General features: G+C 39.6%; 27 protein-coding genes, 1 tRNA gene and 1 pseudogene. 14 read left to right on the forward strand and 15 right to left on the reverse strand.

Annotated elements, in window-relative coordinates:
• Positions 1-211 precede the first annotated feature (211 nt).
• The 3 genes and pseudogenes from BN6556_RS22570 to BN6556_RS19510 form a co-directional block, all read left to right on the forward strand.
• A pseudogene (locus tag BN6556_RS22570) lies at positions 212-640 on the forward strand (DUF4277 domain-containing protein); the annotation flags it as partial.
• Positions 641-654: 14 nt separating this feature from the next.
• Positions 655-1110: a DinB family protein gene (locus BN6556_RS19505; protein ID WP_066195162.1), complete on the forward strand. Its 456-nt coding sequence runs from the start codon at positions 655-657 to the stop codon at positions 1108-1110.
• A 29-nt stretch (positions 1111-1139) separates the two neighbouring features.
• Complete coding sequence (locus BN6556_RS19510) at positions 1140-1703, forward strand: HAD-IA family hydrolase (RefSeq protein ID WP_066195165.1); 564 nt, start codon at positions 1140-1142, stop codon at positions 1701-1703.
• A 75-nt stretch (positions 1704-1778) separates the two neighbouring features.
• On the opposite strand, the gene BN6556_RS19515 is transcribed toward BN6556_RS19510, so the two are convergent.
• Together BN6556_RS19515 and BN6556_RS22200 are read right to left on the reverse strand one after the other, a co-directional pair.
• On the reverse strand, positions 1779-2696 hold the full coding sequence (locus BN6556_RS19515) for an Rpn family recombination-promoting nuclease/putative transposase (RefSeq protein ID WP_130858863.1): 918 nt from the start codon (positions 2694-2696) through the stop codon (positions 1779-1781).
• Between the two features lie 115 nt (positions 2697-2811).
• Positions 2812-2958 carry a hypothetical protein gene (locus tag BN6556_RS22200; RefSeq protein WP_161485727.1) on the reverse strand — a complete coding sequence of 49 codons (147 nt, stop codon included), beginning with the start codon at positions 2956-2958 and terminating at the stop codon, positions 2812-2814.
• 198 nt (positions 2959-3156) lie between these two features.
• Here BN6556_RS22200 and BN6556_RS19520 point away from each other — a divergent pair, with 198 nt between their 5' ends.
• From BN6556_RS19520 to BN6556_RS19540, 5 genes are all read left to right on the forward strand, one after another.
• A complete protein-coding gene (locus tag BN6556_RS19520) occupies positions 3157-3798 on the forward strand; it encodes a sugar O-acetyltransferase (protein WP_066195168.1) in 642 nt (213 codons plus the stop codon).
• Positions 3799-3891: 93 nt separating this feature from the next.
• Positions 3892-4461: a hypothetical protein gene (locus tag BN6556_RS19525; protein ID WP_066195177.1), complete on the forward strand. Its 570-nt coding sequence runs from the start codon at positions 3892-3894 to the stop codon at positions 4459-4461.
• A gap of 47 nt (positions 4462-4508) precedes the next feature.
• The gene (locus BN6556_RS19530; RefSeq protein WP_066195180.1) at positions 4509-5075 is read left to right on the forward strand and encodes a hypothetical protein; all 567 of its coding nucleotides are present in this window, start codon (positions 4509-4511) and stop codon (positions 5073-5075) included.
• A gap of 663 nt (positions 5076-5738) precedes the next feature.
• The gene (locus BN6556_RS19535) at positions 5739-6008 is read left to right on the forward strand and encodes a hypothetical protein (protein WP_066195183.1); all 270 of its coding nucleotides are present in this window, start codon (positions 5739-5741) and stop codon (positions 6006-6008) included.
• Positions 6009-6053: 45 nt separating this feature from the next.
• Positions 6054-6263 carry a hypothetical protein gene (locus BN6556_RS19540; protein ID WP_066195188.1) on the forward strand — a complete coding sequence of 70 codons (210 nt, stop codon included), beginning with the start codon at positions 6054-6056 and terminating at the stop codon, positions 6261-6263.
• Between the two features lie 236 nt (positions 6264-6499).
• Here BN6556_RS19540 and pflA read toward each other — a convergent pair whose 3' ends face one another.
• Both pflA and pflB read right to left on the reverse strand, forming a co-directional pair.
• On the reverse strand, positions 6500-7237 hold the full coding sequence (pflA, locus tag BN6556_RS19545; protein ID WP_066195194.1) for a pyruvate formate-lyase-activating protein: 738 nt from the start codon (positions 7235-7237) through the stop codon (positions 6500-6502).
• A 138-nt stretch (positions 7238-7375) separates the two neighbouring features.
• The gene (gene pflB / locus BN6556_RS19550; protein WP_066195197.1) at positions 7376-9631 is read right to left on the reverse strand and encodes a formate C-acetyltransferase; all 2256 of its coding nucleotides are present in this window, start codon (positions 9629-9631) and stop codon (positions 7376-7378) included.
• Positions 9632-9891: 260 nt separating this feature from the next.
• Here pflB and BN6556_RS19555 point away from each other — a divergent pair, with 260 nt between their 5' ends.
• Positions 9892-10599 (forward strand): dihydropteridine reductase, encoded by a 708-nt coding sequence (locus tag BN6556_RS19555; RefSeq protein WP_066195200.1) that lies wholly within the window; start codon positions 9892-9894, stop codon positions 10597-10599.
• A 175-nt stretch (positions 10600-10774) separates the two neighbouring features.
• Here the strand turns inward: BN6556_RS19555 and tadA are convergent, their stop codons facing one another.
• The gene (gene tadA, locus BN6556_RS19560) at positions 10775-11242 is read right to left on the reverse strand and encodes a tRNA adenosine(34) deaminase TadA (RefSeq protein WP_066195203.1); all 468 of its coding nucleotides are present in this window, start codon (positions 11240-11242) and stop codon (positions 10775-10777) included.
• A gap of 132 nt (positions 11243-11374) precedes the next feature.
• On the opposite strand from tadA, the gene BN6556_RS19565 reads away from it, so the two are divergent.
• A complete protein-coding gene (locus BN6556_RS19565; protein ID WP_066195208.1) occupies positions 11375-11893 on the forward strand; it encodes an isochorismatase family cysteine hydrolase in 519 nt (172 codons plus the stop codon).
• Positions 11894-11973: 80 nt separating this feature from the next.
• On the forward strand, positions 11974-13260 hold the full coding sequence (locus BN6556_RS19570) for a LysM peptidoglycan-binding domain-containing protein (protein WP_066195211.1): 1287 nt from the start codon (positions 11974-11976) through the stop codon (positions 13258-13260).
• A 25-nt stretch (positions 13261-13285) separates the two neighbouring features.
• Here the strand turns inward: BN6556_RS19570 and BN6556_RS19575 are convergent, their stop codons facing one another.
• Positions 13286-13723 (reverse strand): RrF2 family transcriptional regulator, encoded by a 438-nt coding sequence (locus BN6556_RS19575; protein ID WP_066195214.1) that lies wholly within the window; start codon positions 13721-13723, stop codon positions 13286-13288.
• A gap of 144 nt (positions 13724-13867) precedes the next feature.
• Here BN6556_RS19575 and hmpA point away from each other — a divergent pair, with 144 nt between their 5' ends.
• Positions 13868-15082: an NO-inducible flavohemoprotein gene (hmpA, locus tag BN6556_RS19580; protein ID WP_235817554.1), complete on the forward strand. Its 1215-nt coding sequence runs from the start codon at positions 13868-13870 to the stop codon at positions 15080-15082.
• 42 nt (positions 15083-15124) lie between these two features.
• On the opposite strand, the gene acsA is transcribed toward hmpA, so the two are convergent.
• The 3 genes from acsA to BN6556_RS19600 all read right to left on the reverse strand — a co-directional run bounded on the left by acsA (position 15125) and on the right by BN6556_RS19600 (position 18445).
• The gene (gene acsA / locus BN6556_RS19585) at positions 15125-16840 is read right to left on the reverse strand and encodes an acetate--CoA ligase (RefSeq protein WP_066195221.1); all 1716 of its coding nucleotides are present in this window, start codon (positions 16838-16840) and stop codon (positions 15125-15127) included.
• Positions 16841-17116: 276 nt separating this feature from the next.
• Positions 17117-17914, reverse strand: coding sequence for a helix-turn-helix transcriptional regulator (locus tag BN6556_RS19590; protein WP_066195223.1), 798 nt, complete (start codon positions 17912-17914; stop codon positions 17117-17119).
• Positions 17915-18262: 348 nt separating this feature from the next.
• Entirely contained in the window at positions 18263-18445 is a 183-nt protein-coding gene (locus BN6556_RS19600) for a hypothetical protein (protein WP_066195237.1), read from the reverse strand.
• A gap of 217 nt (positions 18446-18662) precedes the next feature.
• On the opposite strand from BN6556_RS19600, the gene BN6556_RS19605 reads away from it, so the two are divergent.
• Both BN6556_RS19605 and BN6556_RS19610 read left to right on the forward strand, forming a co-directional pair.
• Positions 18663-19061: a helix-turn-helix domain-containing protein gene (locus BN6556_RS19605; RefSeq protein ID WP_066195239.1), complete on the forward strand. Its 399-nt coding sequence runs from the start codon at positions 18663-18665 to the stop codon at positions 19059-19061.
• 162 nt (positions 19062-19223) lie between these two features.
• The gene (locus tag BN6556_RS19610) at positions 19224-19553 is read left to right on the forward strand and encodes a TM2 domain-containing protein (RefSeq protein WP_066195242.1); all 330 of its coding nucleotides are present in this window, start codon (positions 19224-19226) and stop codon (positions 19551-19553) included.
• 1245 nt (positions 19554-20798) lie between these two features.
• On the opposite strand, the gene BN6556_RS19620 is transcribed toward BN6556_RS19610, so the two are convergent.
• From BN6556_RS19620 to BN6556_RS19645, 6 genes are all read right to left on the reverse strand, one after another.
• Positions 20799-20872: transfer RNA gene (locus tag BN6556_RS19620), tRNA-Arg, on the reverse strand.
• Between the two features lie 80 nt (positions 20873-20952).
• Positions 20953-21774 carry a pyrroline-5-carboxylate reductase gene (gene proC, locus BN6556_RS19625; protein ID WP_066195250.1) on the reverse strand — a complete coding sequence of 274 codons (822 nt, stop codon included), beginning with the start codon at positions 21772-21774 and terminating at the stop codon, positions 20953-20955.
• Positions 21775-21882: 108 nt separating this feature from the next.
• Positions 21883-22755, reverse strand: a complete 873-nt coding sequence (locus BN6556_RS19630) for a metal ABC transporter permease (protein WP_066195253.1) — start codon at positions 22753-22755, stop codon at positions 21883-21885.
• Entirely contained in the window at positions 22752-23654 is a 903-nt protein-coding gene (locus BN6556_RS19635; protein ID WP_066195256.1) for a metal ABC transporter permease, read from the reverse strand. Before BN6556_RS19635 ends, BN6556_RS19630 begins: the two co-directional genes overlap by 4 nt.
• Complete coding sequence (locus tag BN6556_RS19640) at positions 23632-24393, reverse strand: metal ABC transporter ATP-binding protein (protein ID WP_392388604.1); 762 nt, start codon at positions 24391-24393, stop codon at positions 23632-23634. Before BN6556_RS19640 ends, BN6556_RS19635 begins: the two co-directional genes overlap by 23 nt.
• Positions 24386-25405: a metal ABC transporter solute-binding protein, Zn/Mn family gene (locus BN6556_RS19645; RefSeq protein ID WP_235817555.1), complete on the reverse strand. Its 1020-nt coding sequence runs from the start codon at positions 25403-25405 to the stop codon at positions 24386-24388. The genes BN6556_RS19640 and BN6556_RS19645 overlap by 8 nt, the downstream gene beginning before the upstream one ends.
• Between the last annotated feature and the right edge of the window lie 196 nt (positions 25406-25601).

Here is a 25601-nt window from a genome sequence, read left to right on the forward strand (position 1 = left end):
AACACAAAGACAACCCGGACATCTCTCAAGCATAGGGAATTTATTTTCTTTCTCTTTTAAACTATATTCTTTAAGCCCAACCCCAAAATAATGCGGAATAATCATTAAAGCCCATATTCCGCGCCTATTTGAAAGCTAAATATCTTTTTTTGCAGGATTTTTCCCATAAAATATCGAAAAGGGGAAGTACAAGTTTAATGAGGTGATGACATTGAACAACCCATTTCAAAAAATCTCTGACATGCAATTATTCCGAGTGGGATCAGCTCCTGTTATTCGTCACTTAATCAATGAGCTGGGGCTGATCGACCGAGTAGATGGCCTGTCCCCTGTAAAAAAGGAAGATTATAAGGCGTCCGTTGGTACCCGCATCGCTGCAATTATCATCAATCAACTGACGGATCGGAAAGCCCTTTACAAGGTAGAGGGGTTCTATGAACGGCAGGATGTTGAATTGTTATTCGGTTCGGGGAGAAAGGCCAACGATTTTAATGATGATGCACTTGGAAGAGCGCTGGATGCCCTCCACGCTGCAGATTTGGAAAAGGTTTATATCCAAGCTGTCCAAGGCATTCAGGAAGTTGTGTCCGATTTGAGCTGGGACAGACTTCATTTTGATACAACCTCCATTAAAGTGACGAGAGGGACCTTGTTATGAGCAAAATATTTACTGATTATGAGAAAATGATAAGTGAAGTTTCTAAACTCAAAGAAGGAGATGAACAAACATTAATTACTCCTATAAAGGAAAATGCTTGGTCGATCAGAGAAATCATTGGTCATATGTATTATTGGGATGATTATAACCTACATAATATGGTATCTCAAATGAGTAACGGAGCAAATCTGCCAAACTTTCCAGCGCATGATCCCCATAATGAAGAAGCTATTCAATCGCTTGAAGGTAAAGCTGTTCAACAAATAATTGATTTGTTTCTAGAAAGAAGAAAAGAGATACTAGAAGAAATTAAAAAAGTAGACAAGAAGGATAGATTTACGATTGGAAATGGTAAGAGAGCTTTTTCTTCTGAAAGCTTTATCAAAATTTTTGTTCAACATGATGCACATCATGTAAAGCAAATCGAGAATTTTTTAGCGAATGCAGAATAATAAATGATTTGTTTAGGGAGGAATTTCTATTGAACATATTATGGGATTTTGATGGTACGCTTTTTGATACGTATCCTGTCTTTACAAAAATATTAAAACAAATTGTACATCCAGACATCTCCGAAGATAACCTATATGCTCATCTAAAAATTTCATTTTCACATACTATCAATCATTTTCAATTATCTGCTTCTCAAATAGAAGCTTTTATTTCTCTCAGCAATCAATTACCAATGGAAGATTTCAAGCCGTTTAAAGATGTGGAAAAGATATTAAAATATGCCGATAAAAATGTAATTATGACACACAGTGGTCGTAAGGAGGTTCTGAAAATATTAAATTATTATGGTTGGGAAAAATACTTTACAGAACTAGTGACAGGTGATGATGATTTTCCGCGTAAACCCAACCCAGCTTCTTATGAATATCTACATAAAAAACACTCTATTGATTTAGCCGTTGGTGATCGAATGTTAGATATTATTCCTGCTAAAAAAATCGGATTAAAAACCTGTCTCTTTCAAAATAGAGAACATGGATCCGATTATTATCTTAACGACTATAAAGATTTTTTTAGTGTGATAAATGGATAAGTATTCAAGGAACTAAAATTAATCATTTTAGTTCCCTTTTTATTCTAACGGAAGTAAACAACCTATTTATTTCGCTTACTTGGCTGTGAGCTTTTCAATTTCTTCTTCGCTTAATTCTGTAATTTCTGCTATTTCACTGATGGACATGCCTTTTGCAATTAGTTTCAAAACGATTTCCTTTTTTCCTTCTTGTTTCCCTTCTTGTTTCCCTCTCTCAAAATAAGAGTTCGGCAGCTGCATCACTATATATTTTTCCTCTTCCGGCAGTTTTTCCATTCTCTCCATCATTTGTTCCTCCTCCTCTTCGCTCAACTTTAAATACGTCTCGAAATATCCATACAAGAATTCCATTTGCGCCGGATTGATTTTCATCCGAGTAATCATGCGCAAAAATTCCAATTTAACTTGGACGCGCTCATGTTCTTCAAACCCCATCTGACTGATTAATGCTGCTGCAACTGGGTTGTCTGATTCGATATATTCTCTCCAGTTTTTGTGTTTTAATTGTAATTTTTGATAACTAAATTGAAGTACTTCTTGAGTAGGTGTATCGATTTTGAATTGTGTCGGTTCTTCTTGTTTCCTATTATAACTCAAAACAGCGATGGGTTGAATGGGTTTGCGGTGCTTGGCGTAAAGATAACTGAAGTAGAGAAACATTCTTTCGGGGAAATCCGCTTCATGAGTGGATTGTGCTTCGGTATGAATATGCAAGATTTTTTCTTCATGATGTAATTTTACTTCAGCAAGAACATCAATCTCCTTTTTGGAGCCTTCGAGATAATCCAAGTAGACTTCCTGTTCGAGGAATGTGACGTTGGAGAAATCAATGTAGGGGTGAAGATCGGGGAAAAATCCTTCGATGAACTCTTCAAAAAACTCTTGTATCAACTTTTTTGTCAGTCGATCATGCTTCATGTAGTCTGCTTTTTCTTCTTGAATAACTGGTACGGTAAGCAATAGAACACTCCCTTTATTTAGAATTATCTTCACTTTAGCATTCCTTCCAAGATAAAGCTAGTGTAATAATTTTACTTTTTGCTTCTCTTATATGTTTGAGAGCAATGATCACTACCACTTTCCCATCATAAAAGAGCCTCGAGTAATTTCATGGTTCTTCCAACTCTTCCGCTCTGCTTATGGACTTTTCAATCACTTTTGTTATCGTTTCTATTTCAGTAAAAGAGACATCACATAGCAAACCCATTGCACGATAAGACGGAAGCGCTTTAATTTCATATTCCATATTCGTCATTAAAATCTTCTCTCACTAGTAATAAACTACTATTTTAACTTACTATACTATAGTGCATGACCCCCCGGCAATGAAGACGATTTTTGTGGTATAACACTTTCAAATATATTAGATTCCTATACCCTTCTGGCTTCATTTGATACAATAAGAAAATGATCGAAATAAGGATTCCAAACGAAAACGAGAGGCTGATAAACGATGAAAGAAGAAGAACGTATTTTTAACGGAATGTTATTTAGTCCGGCACACCCTGATTTAAAAAAGATAAAACAGCATGCTCATAAGCTAAGTCGTCAATATAGCGATACTTCCGAAGAAAAAGGAGAAGAACGTCAAAGTATCCTCAAGCAATTGCTTGGACAGGTAGGAAAGCATTGTTATATGCAAGGTCCTATCTTTTTTCACTATGGAACACACACCGAAATTGGTGATCATTTCTTCGCTAATTATAATCTAACGGTTCAAGATGATGCCAAAGTTACGATTGGAAATCATACGCTTTTGGGACCTAATGTTACCATTGTTACACCGGTTCACCCTATGATTGCTTCGGAGCGACAACAAATGATCGACCAAAACGGCGAGACCAAGGCTTTATGTTACGCTAAGCCAGTAAGTATTGGGAATAATGTCTGGTTAGCAGCCAATGTAACGATTTGTGGCGGGGTTACGATTGGAGATGGCTGTGTGATTGGTGCTGGAAGCGTGGTAACGCGTGACATTCCAGCGAATTCCTTTGCTGCTGGCGTCCCGTGTCAGGTCATCCGCCCGATAACGGAAGCTGATAGCATGCAATTTAAATCTGAAACATTAGCAGATTGTCGAATCGATGAAGGATAAATGTGTGTACCTGAATGAGTGAAAAACAAATACGATGTCATTCCATTTCACGAAAACCAGAAATAGCAAGGTCAAGTTGGAAAGGGTGTCCGTGTGTCAAGATCCTATGTCATCATTTATCAAAATAAGGAAGCTAATTATTCTGTATACTACGATTTTAGCAAACAATCGTTTTTTTCATATACACAAAAATTAAACAAATCAATCATTAAGTTCGCTAGTTTCTGTTCCATTCCTACCTATGCCATCATGAAGAATGTGTCATTTGGTATGACAATCCATCCATTGACAATGCTAGCTATTGCTAATATGTTAGGAATCATACTAGGGTTTGTAAGTATAAAATTAATAAACCGTGTCAGTGACAAGGAATTGCAGCGAAGCAAAGAAGTCATACATCCAACCAATCAAGAGTTACGTAGGTATCTTTTTGAAGGAAGAAAACAATCGAAAAGACTCATTCTTATGATATGCTTTTTATTTTTTCTCGTCTTTTCAAATGTGATCTTTCTCTATTTTATGCCGCAAAATATCTTAATGTTTCTTCTTAATATCGCGATATTGGCTGGTAGTATCTTAACTGTCTGGGCAATAAGACCAATCAAGCGAAGCCAAGCCCATAAATTATTAGAAGGAAAACTGGAAAGCGCTCTGATTGAATAAAGTTTTCCTTTCCATTTTCAGGAGCCAGTTAGAAAGGGTGTCCGTGTGTGTCAAGGTCCTATGTAGCGATTTATCAAAATAAAAAAGTCAATGAATTTTTATACTTTGATTTTAACAAGAATGAGTTCTTTTCCGTTGCAGAACGAAAAAGCCAATCCACGATATTTTTTACAAGCTTTGTTTCGATTGTTTTTTATGCCTTAATGAAAAATGTGTCATTTGGTATGACATTCAGTCCCTTGACAATGTTAGCTATTACTGGTGTGTTAGGGATAGCACTGGGATGTGTAAGTATCCAATTAACAAATAGAGCAATCGAAAAAGGATTAGAACACAGAAAAGAAGTTGTACATCCAACGAATCAAGAGTTGCGCCAATATCTTATGGAGGGCAAAAAACAATTTCATGTGTTAGTGTTTATCCTACTGGTTTTATTCTTTTGTGTTTTCTTAAGCGCCGTTTTTCTCTATTTTATGCCACAAAATGTATTAATGTTTCTTGTTAACATCGGGTCCTGGGCAATTAGTATTTTAGTTGCTTGGTTAATAAGACCCATACAGCGCAGTCAAACTCATAAACAATTAGAAGGGAGACTGGAAAAGCACTCCGGTTGAATGCACAGAAATGATTTCAGCTAGAATAGATGTGAAATGAGGTGGGCGTTGGGATCTGGAACCACATGAGTTATGCATCTGCCATCTCATTTTGGCCGTATGTCATAAAAAATGAAGGGAATCGTTTAAACTGATTATTAGCATAATCTAAAGGGATACTTACTTTTCCCTACTCCTACGCATAGCAGAAAGTATTTTTAAGTCGATGCCACTATGTTCCTTGTTCCAACCGTCAGTAATGGAGCCAAAACCCATTGTGCTCTCATTGAAAAATTTCGAGTCTATTTCGTTTACGATTACAGAAAATCAACAGGCTAGAAGAAAAATAAGAAGGAGAGGCTATAATATATAATAAGCACCTCTCCTTTTTTGATTATTAATGCAGTGACTTAAAATTAACTATCCCAAGTTAATTTTTGCTTTTAGCTTTATTTAGTGACACAGTAGGGGCTAGCCTCTTGGCTCTCGCCCACTCACCCCAGCCTCACTTCCCTCAACCTGATTAGGAGGGCGAAACCCAAAAAGCATTAAGGTAAGGACATAGAACGCCATTAAGCAAGAGGTAACCTCTCACAAACTAAAAAATTTTTTGGAAGAGATGAAATCATACGTTAATATTATACATATACAAGGAAATCAGGAACACTATAAGGAGATGATAGGATGGCTAAATTAGGAAGAATAGATCTTTTGTTAATTGGCTTGCTACTAATTGTATCTTCTATTTTCTCTTATTTTCAGGGGTATATAGAAATTGGGCTTGGTTTTATTATAATTATACCAGGTGCTTATTTAGTAGGTTGTGGAATTTTTGATAAACCTAAGGAAAAACCGATTAAAGGAAAAGGACTATGGTTGTGGGATTTAAAGATAAGATTAATCATTAGGTGGTTTATCAATGCCTCCCCCAGTGCATTTACTTCTAAGCATTAATATAATAGAATATAAAAGTCTAATAGTTCGGAAAGGATAAGATTTATGAAGTCATCAGTAAAAAGATATTTAATGACAACTATGGCAGCCTTTACAGTCTTAATAATAGCATTCTTTATTAATTATCAAAATAATGCTGCTTCCATATTTGCTATAGAAAATGTTAGCCTATTCATTGCAATTATTGGAATGATTATCTTAACAAGTTTATATATTTCAATAAAAATATATGAAAAAAGAATAAGTAAAAAATGAATGATGCTGATGTTTTCCTTTGTTCAATCAGTATTATTCGCTTATGTATAATTATTTTGAAATATGTTTACTTTTTATTTTTCAAAATTTTCAATATAGCAACTCTTCAAGGAAGCAACTTCACAATCAGAATGACAAATAACCACACCTTGATTGTTTGTCGTGCTTAAGGGTGGTTATTTATTTTGATGAAAAGACAATAACAAGTAAAAAAGAAGCTGTGATAAGCTTCTTTTTTACACCACTTTCACCCGATTTAAAATATCTTCCGCGTTTTTGACACGTTCTTCCGTTGGTGGTTCTACACCTTCCAACAGATAATCAAGGCCAAGGTTTTCCCACTTGTATACGCCTAGTTTATGGTAAGGCAGTACTTCTATTCTCTCTACATTGTTCAGCGTAGCGATAAAATCAGACAATCGTTGTAAATAGGCATCATTATCGCTGCCGCCTGGTACCAGCACATGACGAATCCAAACAGGGACACCCTTTTGATCCAAGTATTGCGCCATATCGATAATATGCTCATTGGAAACCCCGGTTAGTTCTTTATGCTCGACGGGATCGATATGTTTTAAATCTAATAAAATCAAATCGGTGACTTCCATTAATTTATCAATATTTTTCATAAAGCGAGGCGAGCGACTGAAGCAGCCGGCCGAACTATCGATGGTCGTATGCACCCCTAGCTTTTTCAACTCGGTAAATAGTTCCACGAGAAACTCCGCCTGAAGTAACGGTTCACCCCCGCTTACCGTTACCCCGCCATTTGACGCTTGGAAAAAGGGTAGATAGGTCTGGATATCTTGCACCAATTCCTCTACCGACATTTCTTTGCCATCTCCAATTTTCCAAGTATCTGGATTATGGCAGAACTTACAACGTAATAAACACCCCTGTGTAAAAATCACATAGCGTAAGCCAGGTCCATCTACCGTTCCGCATGTTTCAATTGAATGAATACGTCCGTTCATATTGCTCGCCCTCCCCTTATTGTTAAAAAACTGGAACCGATCGTAAAAATACGACCCTCTCGTCTATAACCCCATATACTACTTTTATCTAAAAAGATGGTTCATCAGCGGAAGGGAGTACTCCCGCTGATGGATTACTTACATACTTTCATGGAACGTACGATTGATCACGTCGATTTGTTGTTCTCTGGTTAGCTTAATAAAGTTGACCGCATAACCGGACACCCGGATCGTTAGCTGTGGGTATTCTTCTGGGTGATCCATCGCATCAAGTAAGGTCTCTCGGTCAAATACGTTGACGTTTAGGTGATGACCATGCTTGATGGCATAACCATCTAACATACCAGCAAGGTTGGATTTTCTTGTATCTTCATCTTTTCCTAATGCCTTTGGCACAATCGAGAATGTGTTAGAAATACCATCCTGGGCATAATCGTATGGCATTTTAGCAACGGAGCTTAGAGAAGCTAAGGAACCATTTTGATCACGACCATGTAATGGGTTAGCACCTGGTGCAAATGGCTCACCAGCCTTACGTCCGTCTGGTGTATTACCGGTTTTCTTACCATAAACCACATTGGAAGTGATCGTAAGAATCGATTGGGTGTGTACCGAATTGCGATACGTGTGATGTTTTTTTACTTTATTCATAAAGGCTTTCACCAGATCAACGGCAATTTCATCAACACGATCATCGTTATTACCGTATTTCGGGAAATCCCCTTCGATTTCGTAATCTACTACAACGCCATCTTCATCACGGATCGTTTTTACTTTTGCATATTTTATCGCACTTAAGGAATCAGCTACAACAGACAGTCCGGCAATACCACATGCCATCGTACGTAAGACATCGCGATCATGCAGTGCCATTTCTAAACGCTCATAGCTGTATTTATCATGCATGTAATGGATAATGTTTAAAGCATTGACATACAATCCGGATAGCCAATCTAACATCGTATCGTATTTTTCCATTACTTCGTCATAGTCTAAATATTCCGAGGTAATGGGTGCATAATTTGGTGCTACTTGCATTTTCAGTTTTTCGTCGACACCGCCGTTAATCGAATAAAGCAATGCCTTAGCAAGATTGGCTCGTGCACCAAAGAACTGCATTTGTTTACCGATGCGCATGGCGGATACACAACAGGCAATACCATAATCATCACCATAATGCTCCCGCATCAAGTCATCATTTTCATATTGAATCGAGCTTGTTTTAATCGACATCTTAGCGCAATATTTCTTATAGTTATCTGGTAATTGTGTCGACCATAACACGGTTAAGTTTGGTTCTGGCGCTGGGCCTAAGTTATCTAACGTATGCAAGAAGCGATACGAGTTCTTTGTAACTAGCGGACGCCCATCCTCAGCCATACCTGCGAGTGACTCGGTTACCCAAGTTGGATCACCGCTAAATAGCTCATTATAATCAGGCGTTCTGGCGAATTTTACCAGACGTAGTTTCATAACAAAATGATCGACTAGTTCTTGTGCTTCTTTTTCAGTAAGGTTACCATTTGCGATATCTCTTTCAACATAGATATCAAGGAACGTCGATACACGCCCAAGACTCATCGCGGCGCCATTCTGTTCTTTGATAGCTGCCAAATAGCCAAAATATAGCCATTGGAAAGCCTCTTGTGCCGTTGTTGCTGGCTGTGAAATATCAAAGTCGTAAGCCGCTCCTAGTTGTTTTAATTCTTGCAAAGCACGGATTTGTTCTGCTGTTTCTTCCCGATCACGGATGATGTCCTCGGTCATCGTGCCATCACCAATCCTATCAAGCTCTTGTTTCTTTTCAGAGATTAGGCGATCCACACCATATAGTGCCACACGACGGTAATCACCGATGATACGTCCACGGCCGTATGCATCTGGCAAACCAGTTACAATACCTGCCTTCCTTGCTGCCCGGATTTCCGGTGTATATACATCAAACACACCTTGATTATGTGTTTTGCGATGTTCTGTGAATGTTTTCACTACTTCATCATCTACTTGATAACCATACGATTCCGCTGCCGCTACTGCCATTCGAATACCGCCAAATGGCTGCAACGATCGCTTAAATGGTTTATCTGTTTGTACACCTACTACTTTTTCTTTGCTTTTATTTAAATAACCAGCACCATGAGATGTAATCGTTGAAACGATTTTTGTATCCAAGTCATATACGCCGCCATTTTCCCGTTCTTCTTTCGTTAACTGCATCACCTGATCCCACAATGCCTTCGTCGCAACGGTGGCGTCTGCTAAGAAATCTTCTTTTCCTTCATATAACGTAAAGTTCTGTAGAATAAAATCACGCACATCAATTTCCTTTTGCCATTTACCTTCACGGAAGCCTTTCCAAGGGACACTTTTGGTAACTTCTTCTGCTACTTTCATCTCCTATACCTCCTCCATTGATTACATTTGTTCAAATATTCACAAATGTATCTTATTTATATTATAACGCGTTTTAAGCCGCTGATAAAGTGAAACAATTCACATTTAAAAAAGTTGTCATGGTTTATTCTTAAAATGTTCACATTTTCACAAATTTACTTAGATTGCATATTCCGAATAAAAATAATCTCGATTAATTGAGAATTATTATCATTTGTTGTATAGTAGATAATAACATTAAAAATAATGGAGGAGATACCATGCAGATATATTGGACCAAAATAAATAAGATTATTGATGAAACCCCCGAGGTGAAAACGTACTTTCTTGACTGTCCAGAAGGCTTTACCTGGGAAGAAGGAGCTCATACCCATTTCGCATTAGAAGGTTTTAATGCCGGGGATAAACCAAATCGCAGCCTGATTCGTCATATGTCCATTTCTACTTTACCGCATGAAAACGCCATCGGTATTACAACACGCATTAAAGACGAATGTTCCGAGTTTAAAACGATTCTCAAAAATCTAGAAGTCGGCAATGAAGTGGCCTTATTTAAGACGCATTCCAATGTACCGCTTAGAAGAGAAGACAAAAATGTGTACCTTCTGTCATCAGGTGTCGGCCTGGCAACGTTCCGACCACTTATCATGGATTATTTGGAACGTGCGGACAATGTCACTCACATTCATTCCTTGAATATCGATTCATCAAGAGACTTCTTATTTCCAACAATTTTCGAAACAACAGCGGATAAGAAATTCACATCCCAGTTTGTCGATAATCGCAAAGACTACTATGATAAAGTGAAAAATCTTGCTATAGATAAGGATGGACTTTTCTATGTTGTCGGCAGTGATGAATTCCTTGTACAGAATATTGAAGTATTGCTTGAACAAGGCATCAAGCCGGAGCAGATTAAGCTTGATAAGCATGAACAACAATTACCTGAGTTTTTATCACTCGTTTAACCAGACAGGATAGCACTTTTGTGTTATCCTGTTTTTTATAAGCTAGAAAAGTTTATAAACCTTGATATAATAGGACTTGGAATGATTTGATCTTGAACGAATAGGCCGTTCAGTGACTACGTTTAGTGGTCGGTATAGGACCGGGTGGATTTTTGCTCGATTTTCTTATGAAACATCAACTATTCTCCTTCTTTTTCAATCGCAACTGCTTGAAAAATTCCGATAACATGTTACTGGCTGCCTCTTCCTCAACACCTGCCACTACTTCTACCTGATGGTTAAAGCGCTCATCTTCCAATAAATTTAGCAATGAACCCGCACAGCCTGCCTTGGGATCTTTCGCCCCATAGACAACACGGGGAATTCGTGCTTGTAAAATAGCCCCAGCACACATCGGACAAGGCTCAAGGGTCACATACAAGGTGCAATTCTCTAAACGCCAACTGCCGAGTACCTGATTGGCTTTATCGATCGCCAGCAATTCCGCATGTGAGTTCGTCGTTTGCAGCCTTTCTCGCAGATTAAACGCCGTAGCAATGACCTCCTCTTCATGCACAATCACTGCTCCGATCGGTACCTCTCCTAATACGGCTGCTTTTTCCGCCTCTGCTAATGCCATTTGCATATATGCTTGATCCGTCATGACTTCCATCCCTTCTGTAGCTATTCCTTACCCTCTATCTTGCAAAAAAAACAGCCAAAGTGCAAGCGTTGGATGCATGAAATACTTGATTATGGGGTATCTTGCACAATAAGACCACTGGAGGTGTGAAGGATGAAAAAGGCCTTATTAGTCATTGATCTCATTAATGACTTTAACTTTTATGAAGGAGATCTTTTACTACAAAATACGAAAGAGATCCTGCCGAACATTCAGAAATTAAAACGTCATGCCAAGGAGAAAAACTATCCGATCATTTATGTGAATGATCATTACGATACATGGGAAACCGACTATAAACAGATCGCCCAAGCCTGCACAACGCCGAAGAATGCCGAGGTCGTGGAAATGGGCATACCGGAGAAGGAAGACTATTTTATTATGAAACCACAGATGTCTGGTTTCTTTCGTACTCCGTTACGTTCCTTGTTAGAAAATTTGGGTATCGAGCAATTGATTATGACCGGCATTGCCGGAAATATTTGCGTATTATTCACCGCCAATGACGCTCATATGCGTGGATATTCCTTGCATGTCCCAGAAAATTGTGTGGCCTCTAACACCGATCGGCATAATCATGAGGCATTAAAACTGATGTCTGAAGTATTCAAAGTAGACACCAGTCCGATATAATCGTCGTTCTATCTCTTCTTGCTCCGACATAAACATAGATATAGAGGGTTTTATTCAGGAGGAGAAGGGAGAACATTTCTGTGCAAATTTATCTAGTGAAACAAGGAGATAGTCTATATCAGATTGCCAACCAATTTGGGATTTCAACGGAGGCAATCACCACTGCGAATGAAATCGATCCAGCACTGACTTTGGTTGTGGGACAAACGCTTGTCATCCCAACTTATGGCCGCTTTTACACCGTTCAGCCGGGAGATAGCCTATATACGATTGGGCAGCGTTTCAACATATCCGTTACCGAGCTTGCTCAAGTGAATCAAATCAACATGTACCAACCGCTTTCGATTGGAATGACGTTATATATCCCCGAACAGCCCAAAACAACGATTGATGTCAATGCCTACATTGAGCCTTTTGGTGATACGGTTTCCAATGCATTAGAGAGCGCCGCACGAAAACATGCAGAGCAGCTTACCTATTTGGCACCTTCCTTCTATCGTGTCGATCGAGAAGGAAATTTAATCGCACCGCCACTCAATCAATTTGCCGCCATTGCAGAAGAAAACGGCGTCACTTTAATGTTGGCAGTGACCAACTTAGAAGAAGGGGGTTTTAGTGCAGAGCTGGGCAGGATTATTTTAACCGATGAAGCCGTTCAAGACCAAATGCTGGACCAAATTATCGAAACAGCACAAGAGATCGGCTTTGGTGATGTTCATTTTGATTTTGAATTCTTACCACCAGAAAATCGAGAAGATTATAACCAATTCCTTAGAAAGGCGACCGAGCGACTTCATCAGGAAGGGCTGCTTGTATCTACGGCTTTGGCACCTAAGACAAGTGCCGAACAGCAGGGTAATTGGTATGAGGCGCATGACTATCAGGCACATGGGGAGATCGTTGATTTTGTAGTATTAATGACGTACGAATGGGGGTATAGCGGTGGTCCGCCAATGGCTGTGTCACCAATAGGACCTGTACGGGATGTGGTGAACTACGCCTTAACGGAAATGCCCGCTAATAAAATCCTGTTAGGTCAAAATTTATATGGATATGACTGGACGCTCCCTTATGAACCAGGAGGAGAATACGCCCAGGCGGTAAGCCCGCAACAGGCTGTTCAATTGGCAAGGGACTATAATCAGGCCATTCTCTATGATGAAGAAGCTCAGGCGCCTTACTTCTTCTATACCGATGAGGATGGTAACCGACATGAGGTCTGGTTTGAAGATGCCCGTTCGATCGAAGCCAAATTTGACCTGATCCGGGAAAAACAATTACGCGGCATCAGCTATTGGAAGCTGGGCTTGGCCTTTCCACAAAATTGGCTGTTGCTAGGTGATCAGTTTCATATTAATAAACGGTAAAAAAGGGGGTAGCCTATTCTCATGGCTACTCCCTTTCTATTCCCATTAATGCTTGCAGCTCGTCCTTATTCTCGATCAGATCAGCCAGCGTATATTGATTTAATACCTCAAAGAAGGCACGGATCGCCTCACTCAATGCCGTGCGTAATTTACAGACCGGTGTGATGACACATTGATTATGCTCACTATCAAAGCATTCTACCAGATAAAAATCATTTTCCATTAAGCGCACCACCGCTCCAATATTAATCGTATCGGCATCACGTGCCAGCCTAATTCCTCCATTACGTCCTCTGGTCGTTTCAATATACTCATTGACGCTCAATTGGTGGACTACTTTACGAATATGTTCTGCAGATATATAAAAGGTATCCGAGATTTCTTTGATACTTACCTTGTGATCGCTTGCCCCAGCATAGATCAACACACGTAAGGCGTAATCGGTATATTTTTTTAATCGCATCGCCTAACTCCTTCCTGCTTTCATTCTATCGAAAAAAAGAGATTAGCGCTAATTATTTTCCACCAAACACTTGAAAAACCTCGTCTTCCTTTTGTATAATTAAACATGTATAAAAAATACATGTTTAAAATAGGAGTGTTTCTATTGTCTACTACACTTGATCAACAAACGATCAACACGGTGAAGGCAACCGTTCCCGTATTAGCGGAACACGGAAAAGCCATTACCTCCCATTTTTATCAGGAATTATTTATTGCCCATCCTGAGCTGAAAAATATCTTTAATCAATCCAATCAACGGAAAGGTGAACAGCCACAAGCATTAGCTAATGCCGTCTATGCCGCGGCAGCCAACATTGATCAACTAGAAAATATTCTGCCAGTGGTCCAACAAATTGCCCATAAACATCGCAGTCTCAACATTAAGCCGGAGCACTATCCGATCGTTGGAGAGTATTTGTTAAAGGCCATGCGGCATGTCTTGCAAGAAGCGGCGACTGATGAGATTATCGAGGCATGGGGCAAGGCCTATAACGTGATTGCTGATGTCTTTATTCAAGTGGAAAAGGGATTATATGATGAAGCAGCAGATCAGAATGGAGGATGGACGGGCTACCGTAGCTTCCAAGTCGTGAAAAAAGAAAAAGAAAGTGATGTGATTACCTCTTTTTACTTACAACCGGCTGATGAAGGATTATTGCCTGATTATCAAGCAGGACAATATATTACGATCAAAGTGGACATACCAGGTGTACCATACACTTGTCAACGGCAGTACAGCCTGTCATGTAAACCCAATCGCGAGTATTTTCGTATTAGTGTGAAGCGAGAAGACGGAATGGCAGGGAATCCTGATGGTGTTGTCTCTCGTTTTCTCCATAACTCCATAGAAGAAGGGGATACACTAGAAGTCAGTGCACCTGCCGGGGATTTTATATTAAATCAGGAAGCACAGCCATTAGTATTGATTAGTGGCGGAGTAGGGTTAACACCATTAACCAGTATGCTGGAAACGGTCGTCACCGAACAGCCGGAACGAGAGGTATATTATATCCATGCGGCACAAAATGAGCGGGTTCATGCATTGCAACACTCGGTGAATCACATTACAGCTAACCACCCACAAGTCAAGGCATTCACGATTTATGAAAAACCAGAACAGCAAGACAGCTGCGATAAAACTGGATTTGTTGATCTGGCATTCCTGCAATCGATTCTCCCACATAAAGAAGCGTCCTTTTATTTTTGCGGACCAACGCCATTTATGCGGACGGTTAACCAGGCACTAACTAGTTGGCAAGTAGAGCCGGATCATATTTATTATGAATTTTTCGGGCCAAAAGGTAGTTTAGAAGCTTGATAGCAAAGAACCGCCTCCCACAGATTGGAGACGGTTCTTCTCTTATTCTTCTAAAGTAGAGGTATCGCCTGTTGGTAAACCTAATTCCCATGACTTCAGCAAACGACGCATGATTTTACCACTACGCGTCTTTGGAATACTGTCGGTAATATCGATCTCACGAGGTGCCGCATGGGCGCTTAACCCTGTTTTAACAAATTGACGGATATCCTCTAACAGCTCATCTGACTTGTCATAGCCTGGATTTAAGGTGATAAACGCCTTGATAATCTCTCCACGTTCTGGATCCGGTTTACCTATGACACCCGCTTCCGCAACGGCTTCATGTTCAATCAATTTACTTTCCACTTCAAATGGGCCAACCCTTTCACCAGAAGTGTTGATCACATCATCCAAGCGACCTTGGAACCAGAAATAACCGTCCTCATCCATATACGCACTATCTCCAGATACATACCAACCATTAATAAAATAACTCTCGAATTTACCTGGATTCTTCCAAACCGCCCGCATCATCGCTGGCCAGCCCTGCTTAATGGCTAAGTTCCCCATCTGATTTGGCGGCAGTTCATTCCCTTCATTATCGACAATGGCAGCCTTGACTCCTGGAACAGGCTTCCCCATCGATCCCGGACGAATTTCCATACACGGCAAGTTAACAATCAGCTGAGCACCGGTTTCCGTCATCCACCAGGTATCATGGATACGCAAATCCATTACCCGTAAGGCCCAAGTGATAACTTCTGGATTTAACGGCTCCCCAACACTCAAGACATGACGCAAACTTGATAGGTCGTATTGCTTCACGACATCCTCGCCAGCACTGACAAATTTACGCAAAGCCGTCGGCGCTGTATACCAAACCGTTACTTTATTATTTTGTATCGTTTCATACCAAGATTCTGGCGTAAATCTGCCCCCTCTAACGACATTGGTAACCCCATTTAACCAAGGCGCAAAAATACCATAACTGGTTCCGGTTACCCAACCTGGATCTGCTGTACACCAATAGATATCATCTTCTTTAAAATCAAGTACCCACTGCCCGGTTGCATAATGCTGCACCATGGCATTGTGAACATGATAAACCCCTTTTGGTTTACCTGTCGAGCCCGAAGTATAGTGAATCAGCATACCGTCTTCTAAATCTACCCATTCGATAGCGAACGAATCAGATGCTGTTTCCATTTCTTTATCAAAGTCAATATACCCGTCCTCGGTTACTTCATCTGCCCCAACCAAAACAACCTTTTTTAAATCCGGTAATTCATCCACTGGCACGCGGTGTAACAATTCCGGTGTCGTAATCAGCATGGCAGCCTCACTATCCTCCAAGCGATCACGAACAGCCTGCTCCATAAATGCCTCGAATAACGGACCGGCAATCGCACCCACTTTGAGAATACCGAAGAAACAAGCATAAAATTCAGGTGCACGTGGCATAAATAAGAAAACGCGATCCCCTTTTTCAATACCGTATTTCTTCCATATATTTGCTGTTTTATTACTTAATTTACTCAACTGCTCAAAGGTTAGACTTTCTTCTCTGTCCGGCGCAGAATAGATTAACGCCGTCTGATTTTTCTTGTTTGGATTTTCTGCATGACGATCAATCGCCTCATAGGCAGCGTTGACCTTTCCCGTTTCATTCCAGCTAAACGCCTTGTTTATTTCTCCCCAGTCAAACGTTTCTTTCAGTGTTTCCAGATCCCCGACATTATGGTTACCGGATCTTGCAGGCACCTTTGTCATATCCATCTAAATCACCTCTCCCAAAATGTTAACGCATACAATGATAGTTGTAATCCCTTACAAATATATTGTAACGCAATCACATTAGAAAGCAAGGCATAGACGCTAGAAAATAATCGATAAAAATCAGCTAATATACGCCGAACACTGGTATAGAGGTGTATATCACGATTTTTCAGAAAAAATATAAATTTTATCCTCTTCATTGTCCATCTGATGCACTATAATCTGTGAGTTGCCATGTCAGCAAACGATGAAATATAACTGTGCTATATACTAAAATCAAGTGGTAACATAAAACGATTTAACCTCATTTATATATTTAATAAAATGATTTCGAAAAGAAGCTGGTGAAATTACTCTGACAAATTTTCCATAACCAAGCAGTTTATTATATCCGTAGACATGATCCTTTAATGGATAAATCATCGTATACCAAGTATCATCTATTTTTTTCACATGATCTCTTCCTAGCAGCTCCAAAAATTGATCTAACACCCTCTTGTTCACCAACAGCTGGACAGAAACTTTGTCCTTGTCCATCCATTCTCCCCCGTTGTAGGCAATAGGTTGATACTCCCTTCTGGAAAATGTTCCCTTTGTATCCAGATTAGCTATTCGAGCAAGCTTATAGACATTGAAGCGCTCTGTTGTATAACAATAAGCATCTAAATACCAGCTTCCCTCCTTAAAAACGATCCGGTAGGGTTCCGTTGTTTTTTGTGATTCCTCCCCTTGGGCATTCATATAATCAAAACAAATAAGTCGCTGGTTCCGTATAGCCGCAAGTAAATCAAAGACATGTTTTCTCCGTTCGATGTTTCCCTTGGAAAGCGATAAATCGATGTCAAAGTCGGATACTCCTTCTACTTTATTTAATTTTAAAATTGCGTTAAAAGTAGCGTCATCCCCAAGTACTTGAAGTCTGCTCTGTAAACTGCTTTCCATCGATTGCCATTCTTTTTTCGATAAAGGCGGTTTATTCACCTGCACTGTATTTAATAAGTAAATACCGCCATTTTTTCCTTTCTTACAGTACACTGGAATACCAGCCAAGGTCAGATCATCTATATCTCTCATAATCGTTCTTCTATTTACTTGAAACGTTATTGTCCTTTATTATTTTTCCAATCAATAATAAAACAATAAAACCTAAAAGTATCGTGGAAATAATAGGGATCGTTTGATGGGGAGCACCTACTGTAAATTGGTAACTACCAAGGATGATAACTGCCAAGGACAGAATAAAGATTAGTATATGATAAACCTTATTTGAGATTTTGGAAATGAATGTCATTGGACCACCCTATGCATCTACTTTTATTTTTGGCAACCCTTTCAAAGTATTTATTCCGAAGTTAACAAATGCAGCAACGAAGACCATTCAAAAATTTATTGAGGAGTTGCTTCCGTTTCACTTCTCCCTATTTAGTCAGAATCATCACCCTCCTGTACCAATGTTTGTTGAATATATCCGGATCGCTGTAACATAATAATCAAATCCCTAGCGGCATCCTCTCTTGTGTATAGCTCATCATCCAATAAACTGTTCGCTATCTCCAGTGTACGTTTGGATATTTCCAGTTTATATAATAGATCTAATAATTGCATGTTTTATTCCTCCTAAAACAGATAAGGTTCTTTGGGCTTACGAACAGTACCCCCTTCTCATTTCATCACTTTATTTTCCTATTTGGCAACTTAATAGTAATATACCATTACCAATTAGGTAAATCAATGCATTTTTGCCGATTTGACAAAAGTATTAATTGCCATATAGGTAAGTGTTAAAATGAATATAACCAATAATTTTAAAAGGAAGAGACCTATGAGTACACTTGGTATACGCATTAAATCCTTAAGAAATGAGTATGATTTATCGCAAATACAGCTCGCGAAGGCATTAGGAATATCCAATGTTCAATTATCCCGTTATGAATCCGGCGACAGAAAACCAGATCCTGAAACACTCTTATTAATAGCTGATTTTTTGGATGTATCTACGGATTATCTTTTGGGTAGAGCAGCGTCGGATTACCCCGAGAATAACGTTGATCCGATAGTTGAGATCGATAAGATTATAAAGGAAAAAGGCATGGAGCAAGCTGCTTTCTACGATATAGAGAGATGGAAAGCGCTTAGTCCTGAAGAAATCAAAGAGTTGGAGAGCTACTTCATGTATGTCACAGACAAGGCGAAGAAAAAGAAGGAAGAGGAGAAATCTTAGGTAGTATCGCCACTTCTTAATACTATTAGTTATAAAGGAAATACTCAAGAATATAAAGAGGATAATACATTTTTCCTAAACAACAACAAATGACAAAATGGTGAGCTAAGGTGTAAAATAACAATGGTGTCTTAAAGAATATATAGGTAAAGGAGATAATACATGGGAACATTATCTACGCAAGACAAATTGTATGTTAATTCCGAAGTACAAAAAAGAGGCAAAAATATAGCCGTAGCATATTTACTCCTCATATTTTTAGGTACTTTGGGAATACACCGGTTTTATCTAGGGAAAACAGGTTCTGGTATCACACAGTTAGTACTAACGGTTCTTGGATGGATTACAGCATTTATTTTAATCGGATTCTTACTTATAGGTGTCGTTGGACTATGGGTGATTATTGACCTATTTTTAGTTCCTGGTATCATTCGAGAAGACCATGAACGAATTGAACAAGAAGTAACAAATGACCTGTTAAAAGCAGAATAAACAAAGACAGGAAAGAAGGATAGATGTATTTAAAAATATTGCGGCTGCCATCACCCTATGGCATAAATGGGTCACCTATCATGTCATAGCGGTTGAGCTATCATTTTGTGTGAGAAAACAGGCATACTTTTTTGTACGAAGGGAATAGTATAGTATAACCTTTATTTTTCCTTAAACGGCTATATATAGTCGCATTGACAGATAATCCGTTTTAGATTAGAATGAAGGTGTAAAGAAAATGCGCGTCGCATTCTGCACATCGGAGAGTGCGAAAAAGAGCTGACTGATTATCAGCTCTTTTTTTATGCAAAAAACCGCCATGTGAAACCACATGACGGGAAAGCCTACGAAAACCAGTCTTTGATATGAGATATGATTTTGCAAAGATTGATTAAGTCTTCAACCATATCCTTTCTCTTACGACGGCGTGCTCGTAGTTTTTCTTTTCTGCGCGTCTTCCTACTCACCGGAAAGTACACCTCCCTTCCAGGAGGATTTTGCATGAAACACATCTTACCTGTTTCATACTTTATTCAGTTTATCATAAAATCCATTAGATAGTGCTATTGAACTACCTGCGATTTAAAACACCCTTAAAATAGCCAGCAAAGTTTTTGATTTTTTACGTTTGGTCGCTTGAAAGGTTGTTGTAATGGCTTTTGTAGCAATGTCTAGCAACTGTGATTTTCCTTGACTTTGATAATACTCCGTTTTGCGTAAATGCTTAGTTTGGGCTAAATACACACCATATAGCTTGCTGATTGTTTCTTGACTATCACAGGATTTTATCACTTGTATTTTTTTGCAAATGTGATAAAATCGTATTATATCCATTTAACCCATTAAGTTGGGTTCACATTTTTATTGCCCCCATTAATTTGGGTGCTATTGTGCCCCTCATTTTCTAGTTTGAGGTTGGGTACTATTTGAGGCTGTAACCCCCTATTTTTTTGTGCTTTTTTATTTCGCCATTAGATAATCATAGTGATGAATGGTGGTTATTAAATTAATGTGCTTATACTTGTGCTACCTCATATATCTCTTTTAAAGACCTATCGCTGTATACAAACTCTGATAGCATGTGATCGCTTATCGGCTCTTGGAAAAGCTTTTTTGGATTGGTGATATACAATCTCTGAAACTCTGCATGTTGTTATTCAAAATGGACAACAAAACAGCTAAAACTATACTATTTCTAAACAAAACAAAAACGCCTATCCCTTGCAGGACAAGCGTTTGATCTAACGACCTCGAGAGGATTCGAACCTCCGACACCTTCTTTAGGAGAGAAGTGCTCTATCCTACTGAGCTACGAGGTCATGGTACTTAGAGAAACATTGCTCACCTTCACTATAATAATAAAAATCAGTGAAAAATGCAATGTTTCTCGTTGAAAATCTTACTTCTCGAACATTTCCCGCATTTCTTTGGAGCGATTGGCGGTCTTTTCTAAACAAGTAAGGATGGCTTCTTGAAAGCCATGATCAGCTAAAGTAGTTAATCCTGCCTCGGTTGTGCCGCCGGGGCTGGTGATTTTTTTTCGTAACATTTCTGGAGAGTCTTCCGAAACTGCCAGCATTTCTGCTACCCCTTTGATGGTCTGCTGGATAAGGGGTTTAGCCGTTTCAGGGTCAAGACCTTGCTCCACCACAAATTCTTCAATGGCCTCTACCATAAAATAATAAAAGGCAGGCCCGCTTCCTGCTACTGCTGTGAAGGCATCCATATCCTTTTCTTGAATAATGGTCGTTGTACCAATCGATTGTATAAGTTTCTCAACTAATGCCACTTGGGCTTCAGTCACATGTTGTCCGGCAGCGATAGTGGTGGCCGATTCTCCAATCATGGCAGATGTATTCGGCATCACGCGGATCACCGGGTTACCCGAGGCAAGCTGTTGTTCCATAAAAGAGGTAGAGATTCCCGCCAATAACGAAACAATTACTTTCTCCTCTGTCAGCCAATCCCTAAGTTCGGCCGCTGCTTCTTTGATATGTTTTGGTTTCATGGCAAGGATCACGACATCACTTTTTTCGACTAATTCTTGCTTAGAGGTAGTGGTTTGGATATCATATTTCTGCTGCAGCTCTTCCAGGCGCTCTCGATTGGATTGATTGGTTACATAGATCTGTTCAGGCGGGATAACTGCATTGGCAACCATACCAGAAATAATTGCCTCTGCCATCGAACCTGCTCCTAAAAATCCAACTACTGTTTTCATACGACACATCCTTTTTTTATCATGATTGGTTCTATTATAACGAAAACTACCAGATGCCTCCAAACAAAATAAGGTATTCGAGTCATTAACTACTCGAATACCTATATATCACACTAATTCTTTCGGTTTCACCCATCTCGCGAGTAAACCATGCGTTGGTGAGACCAGAAAGCTGATAATAAAGAATATACCTGTAGATAAAGCCATCGCACCTGAGATAGATGTATCTAATCTGGAAGCAATAGCGTAACCGACAAAGGCGGATAATACGCCGAAGCCACCGCTCAAGAACAACATGACAATTAATCGATCCGTCCAGAGATATGCTGTCGCTGCTGGTGTAATTAGCATCGCCACCACCAAAATCGCACCTACTGCGTCAAAGGAGGCTACGGTAGTAATCGATACTAGTGTCATAAATAAATAATGCAATAAGAGAACAGGTAAGCCTAAACTCGCTGCTAAAGCCGGATCAAATGAAGTAATTTTCCATTCTTTATAAAAGACGATAATAAAGAACAACACGACAAGGAAAACCACCATTAATAACAAGGTCGCTCTCGGCACATCACCTAACAGTGGTACAGCAGTTGTCGCAAAAGGAATAAACGTAATTTCTCCCATCAGTGCATGTTGGACATCGAGGTGTACATTACCAATAGAAGTGGAAATCAATATCACTCCGATCGCAAACAAAGTCGTAAACACAATACCTAAAGAGGCATCGTGCCTTACCTTCATGGAATGCAATAGCTGCACAAGGAAGGCCGTTAATATCCCTGCTAATATACCACCAATCAGCATAGCCATGCCGCTTACCTGCTGGGTGATCATATAAGCGACAACAATACCTAATAATACGGTATGACTGATAGCGTCAGCCATCATCGCCTGTTTACGTAAGATTAAAAACACACCCATTAATCCGCAAGAAAGGCCGACTAACGCAGCCGTTAAAATGATCCAAGCTGTAAATGTCATGACGCTTCCTTCTTTCTACCCGAAAATTGTTTTTGTTGCGATTTAAACTGCATAGCGTGAATGATCATTCCTTTTTCTTTACCAAACAGCAGCGCTATTAAAAAGAAGGCTGCTGAAACCAGCACAATAAACGGACCTGTCGGCAATCCGCTTCCCGTTGCGCTAATCCATGTACCTACTGCACCGGCTATACCTCCAAATAAACCAGACAGCCAAATCATACTCCTGAACGAATGTGTCCAGTAGCGAGAACTAACCGATGGAATAATCAGCATAGCAGCCATTAGAATAACACCGACGGCTTGAATACCAATCACAATCGTCACCACTAGTACCAGTGTGTATAGTATATTCATTCCTTTAATAGACCGGCCTAATCCTTGAGCAAAGCCCGCATCAAATAAATACAGCTTCCACTCTTTGAAGATAGCTGCAACAATCAAAATCACAACGCTGGCTAAGATGATCATGGTCATGACGTCTGTCCTGACCATGGCAGCGGCTTGCCCATAAATAAAGCTATTCAAACCACTTTGGTTGCCTCCTGCCGATCGGTTGGCAATCGATAGCAGCATCACACCGAAACCATAAAATACGGATAGCACAATGCCCATGGCCGTGTCCTCGGTAATACGACTGGAAGTGGTTACCCATTGAATCAATAAAGCTCCGATTAAAGCCGTACCTGCTGCACCAATCACTAGTAATAATAGGTCCTTTTCTCCAATCAGCAAAAAGGCGATTACTACCCCGGGCAATGACGCGTGTGACAAGGCGTCACTCATTAAATTTTGCCGTTTCCAATAAGCCAAGCAGCCTACCACACCGGCAGCAATGCCTAATATGGTCGTACTAAGCATTACCCATATCGTATTACTATGAAGTAGTATGGACCACATCTCTATCTTCCTTTCCTAGCCAAGACATATTACCGCCGTAAGTGTTTACGATATTTGACTCGGTAAATGTCTCTTCCACTGTACCATGAGCATAAACCTTACGATTCAAAAATAATACATGATCAAAATATTCTGGTACAGTTTGCAAGTCGTGGTGAACAACCATAACGGTCTTGCCTTTTCTTTTCAGCTCTTCCAGGATAGCCATAATGGCTTTCTCGGTAGAAGCATCTACTCCGGCTAGCGGCTCATCCATAAAATACAAATCGGCATCTTGCACCAAGGCACGAGCGAGAAACACCCGCTGCTGCTGCCCACCGGATAATTGACTAATCTGACGGGTGGCATAATCAGCCATCCCCATTTTTTTCAGAGATTCCATTGCCTTTTGTTTATCTTTTTTCGTAGGAATACGGAAAAATCCAATTTTTCCGTACAACCCCATAGTGACAACGTCTAAGGCATTGGTTGGAAAATCCCAGTCAACCGATCCTCTTTGGGGTACATAACCTATCTTTTTTTTGGCTTTTTTGAATTTTTCGCCAAAGAAGCTAACCTCGCCCGTCAAGGACGGGTGCAAGGCTAGCATGGTTTTGATTAAAGTGGATTTACCAGCGCCGTTCGGACCAACGATACTTGTTAATGTACCTGGTTCCACTTCAAAATTCACATCAGTTAATACTTTGTTTTTTTGATAGGCGGCTGATAAATGCTCCACTTCGATAATGGAGTTATTCACTATCATTTCCTCCTCCGGTTAATGCATCGTGTATCGTATTCACATTATATTTATACATTCCGATATAAGTACCTTCTTCTGTTCCCTCTTCGCCCATAGCGTCAGAGTATAGTTCACCACCGATCGATACATCTAGGCCATTCTCTTTGGCACCTTCAATTACGGCATTAATCGTATCTTGGTTTACACTACTTTCGACAAAAATAGCAGGTACTTGGTACTCTTCAATTAATTCAACGGTATCCGTAATATCTGAAACCCCTGCTTCTGACTCAGTACTTATGCCTTGTAGCCCAACTACTTCCATATCATGTGTATTGCCGAAATAACCGAATGCATCGTGAGCTGTTACTAGTACTCTTTGGTCTTCAGGGATATCTTGAAGAATTTCTGCCTCTGTTCTTACTTCATCAAGTTGTGCAGCATATTCTTCCATATTGGCGTCAAATTCATCTGCGTGTTCAGGAGCATATTCCTTCAATTCTTCTACAGCTGATTCCAGGCCTTGTTGCCATAAATCAATATCGAACCAAATATGGGGATCAATTGCTCCTTCTTCATCTTCTAATAATTGATCTTCAGGGACAGAGTCTCCTAATGCCAATACAGGTTTTTCAGAAGCGATGGATTGAAGCATTTCTTCCATTTGTGCTTCTAAGTGTAAACCACTATAGAAAACCATCTCTGCGTCGTTTACTTTATTAATATCACTCTCTGTTGGATTGTACAAATGGGGATCAACAGACGGTCCCATTAAAGTTTCTACCTCTACATGATCGCCACCGATAACAGACAACGGCTCACCAATTTGAGCAATCGTCGTTAATACTTGAATCGGCTCGTCTGAATCATCTGATCCTTCTTCAGATGATCCGTTTGAAGCATCATCGGTTGTTTCTTCTGCATTATTTGAATCATCAGCTGATGAATCTTCGTTGGATCCACATGCTGCTAAAAATAATACAAACATTGCTAAAAGAACCCCTAACCCTATCTTCTTCCAATTAGTCATTTGACACTCTCCTTTTTCCTTTAGGAAACTTTTTTATCTAATGCTAATTTACACGGATTCTTTCCATTTGTCAATAATATTTCTCAAGTGAAAATTATTATTTTTCGTAAATGCGCTTCCTTTTATATTATTCTTCCTTGACAAATAACCTACACACTATTATAGTTATACACATAAGTATATAACCATATCAGTA

The organism is Gracilibacillus timonensis, from assembly GCF_900086715.1.
Lineage (GTDB): Bacteria > Bacillota > Bacilli > Bacillales > Amphibacillaceae > Gracilibacillus > Gracilibacillus timonensis.

Bases quoted from the DNA above. Each gene is read 5' to 3' on its own strand.
- BN6556_RS19505 (WP_066195162.1), top strand. From the start codon at position 655: ATGAGCAAAATATTTACTGATTATGAGAAAATGATAAGTGAAGTTTCT.
- BN6556_RS22200 (WP_161485727.1), bottom strand. From the start codon at position 2,958: ATGACGAATATGGAATATGAAATTAAAGCGCTTCCGTCTTATCGTGCA.
- BN6556_RS19520 (WP_066195168.1), top strand. From the start codon at position 3,157: ATGAAAGAAGAAGAACGTATTTTTAACGGAATGTTATTTAGTCCGGCA.
- BN6556_RS19535 (WP_066195183.1), top strand. From the start codon at position 5,739: ATGGCTAAATTAGGAAGAATAGATCTTTTGTTAATTGGCTTGCTACTA.
- BN6556_RS19540 (WP_066195188.1), top strand. From the start codon at position 6,054: ATGAAGTCATCAGTAAAAAGATATTTAATGACAACTATGGCAGCCTTT.
- pflA (WP_066195194.1), bottom strand. From the start codon at position 7,237: ATGAACGGACGTATTCATTCAATTGAAACATGCGGAACGGTAGATGGA.
- pflB (WP_066195197.1), bottom strand. From the start codon at position 9,631: ATGAAAGTAGCAGAAGAAGTTACCAAAAGTGTCCCTTGGAAAGGCTTC.
- BN6556_RS19555 (WP_066195200.1), top strand. From the start codon at position 9,892: ATGCAGATATATTGGACCAAAATAAATAAGATTATTGATGAAACCCCC.
- tadA (WP_066195203.1), bottom strand. From the start codon at position 11,242: ATGACGGATCAAGCATATATGCAAATGGCATTAGCAGAGGCGGAAAAA.
- BN6556_RS19565 (WP_066195208.1), top strand. From the start codon at position 11,375: ATGAAAAAGGCCTTATTAGTCATTGATCTCATTAATGACTTTAACTTT.
- BN6556_RS19575 (WP_066195214.1), bottom strand. From the start codon at position 13,723: ATGCGATTAAAAAAATATACCGATTACGCCTTACGTGTGTTGATCTAT.
- acsA (WP_066195221.1), bottom strand. From the start codon at position 16,840: ATGGATATGACAAAGGTGCCTGCAAGATCCGGTAACCATAATGTCGGG.
- BN6556_RS19590 (WP_066195223.1), bottom strand. From the start codon at position 17,914: ATGAGAGATATAGATGATCTGACCTTGGCTGGTATTCCAGTGTACTGT.
- BN6556_RS19600 (WP_066195237.1), bottom strand. From the start codon at position 18,445: ATGCAATTATTAGATCTATTATATAAACTGGAAATATCCAAACGTACA.
- BN6556_RS19605 (WP_066195239.1), top strand. From the start codon at position 18,663: ATGAGTACACTTGGTATACGCATTAAATCCTTAAGAAATGAGTATGAT.
- BN6556_RS19610 (WP_066195242.1), top strand. From the start codon at position 19,224: ATGGGAACATTATCTACGCAAGACAAATTGTATGTTAATTCCGAAGTA.
- proC (WP_066195250.1), bottom strand. From the start codon at position 21,774: ATGAAAACAGTAGTTGGATTTTTAGGAGCAGGTTCGATGGCAGAGGCA.
- BN6556_RS19630 (WP_066195253.1), bottom strand. From the start codon at position 22,755: ATGACATTTACAGCTTGGATCATTTTAACGGCTGCGTTAGTCGGCCTT.
- BN6556_RS19635 (WP_066195256.1), bottom strand. From the start codon at position 23,654: ATGTGGTCCATACTACTTCATAGTAATACGATATGGGTAATGCTTAGT.
- BN6556_RS19645 (WP_235817555.1), bottom strand. From the start codon at position 25,405: ATGACTAATTGGAAGAAGATAGGGTTAGGGGTTCTTTTAGCAATGTTT.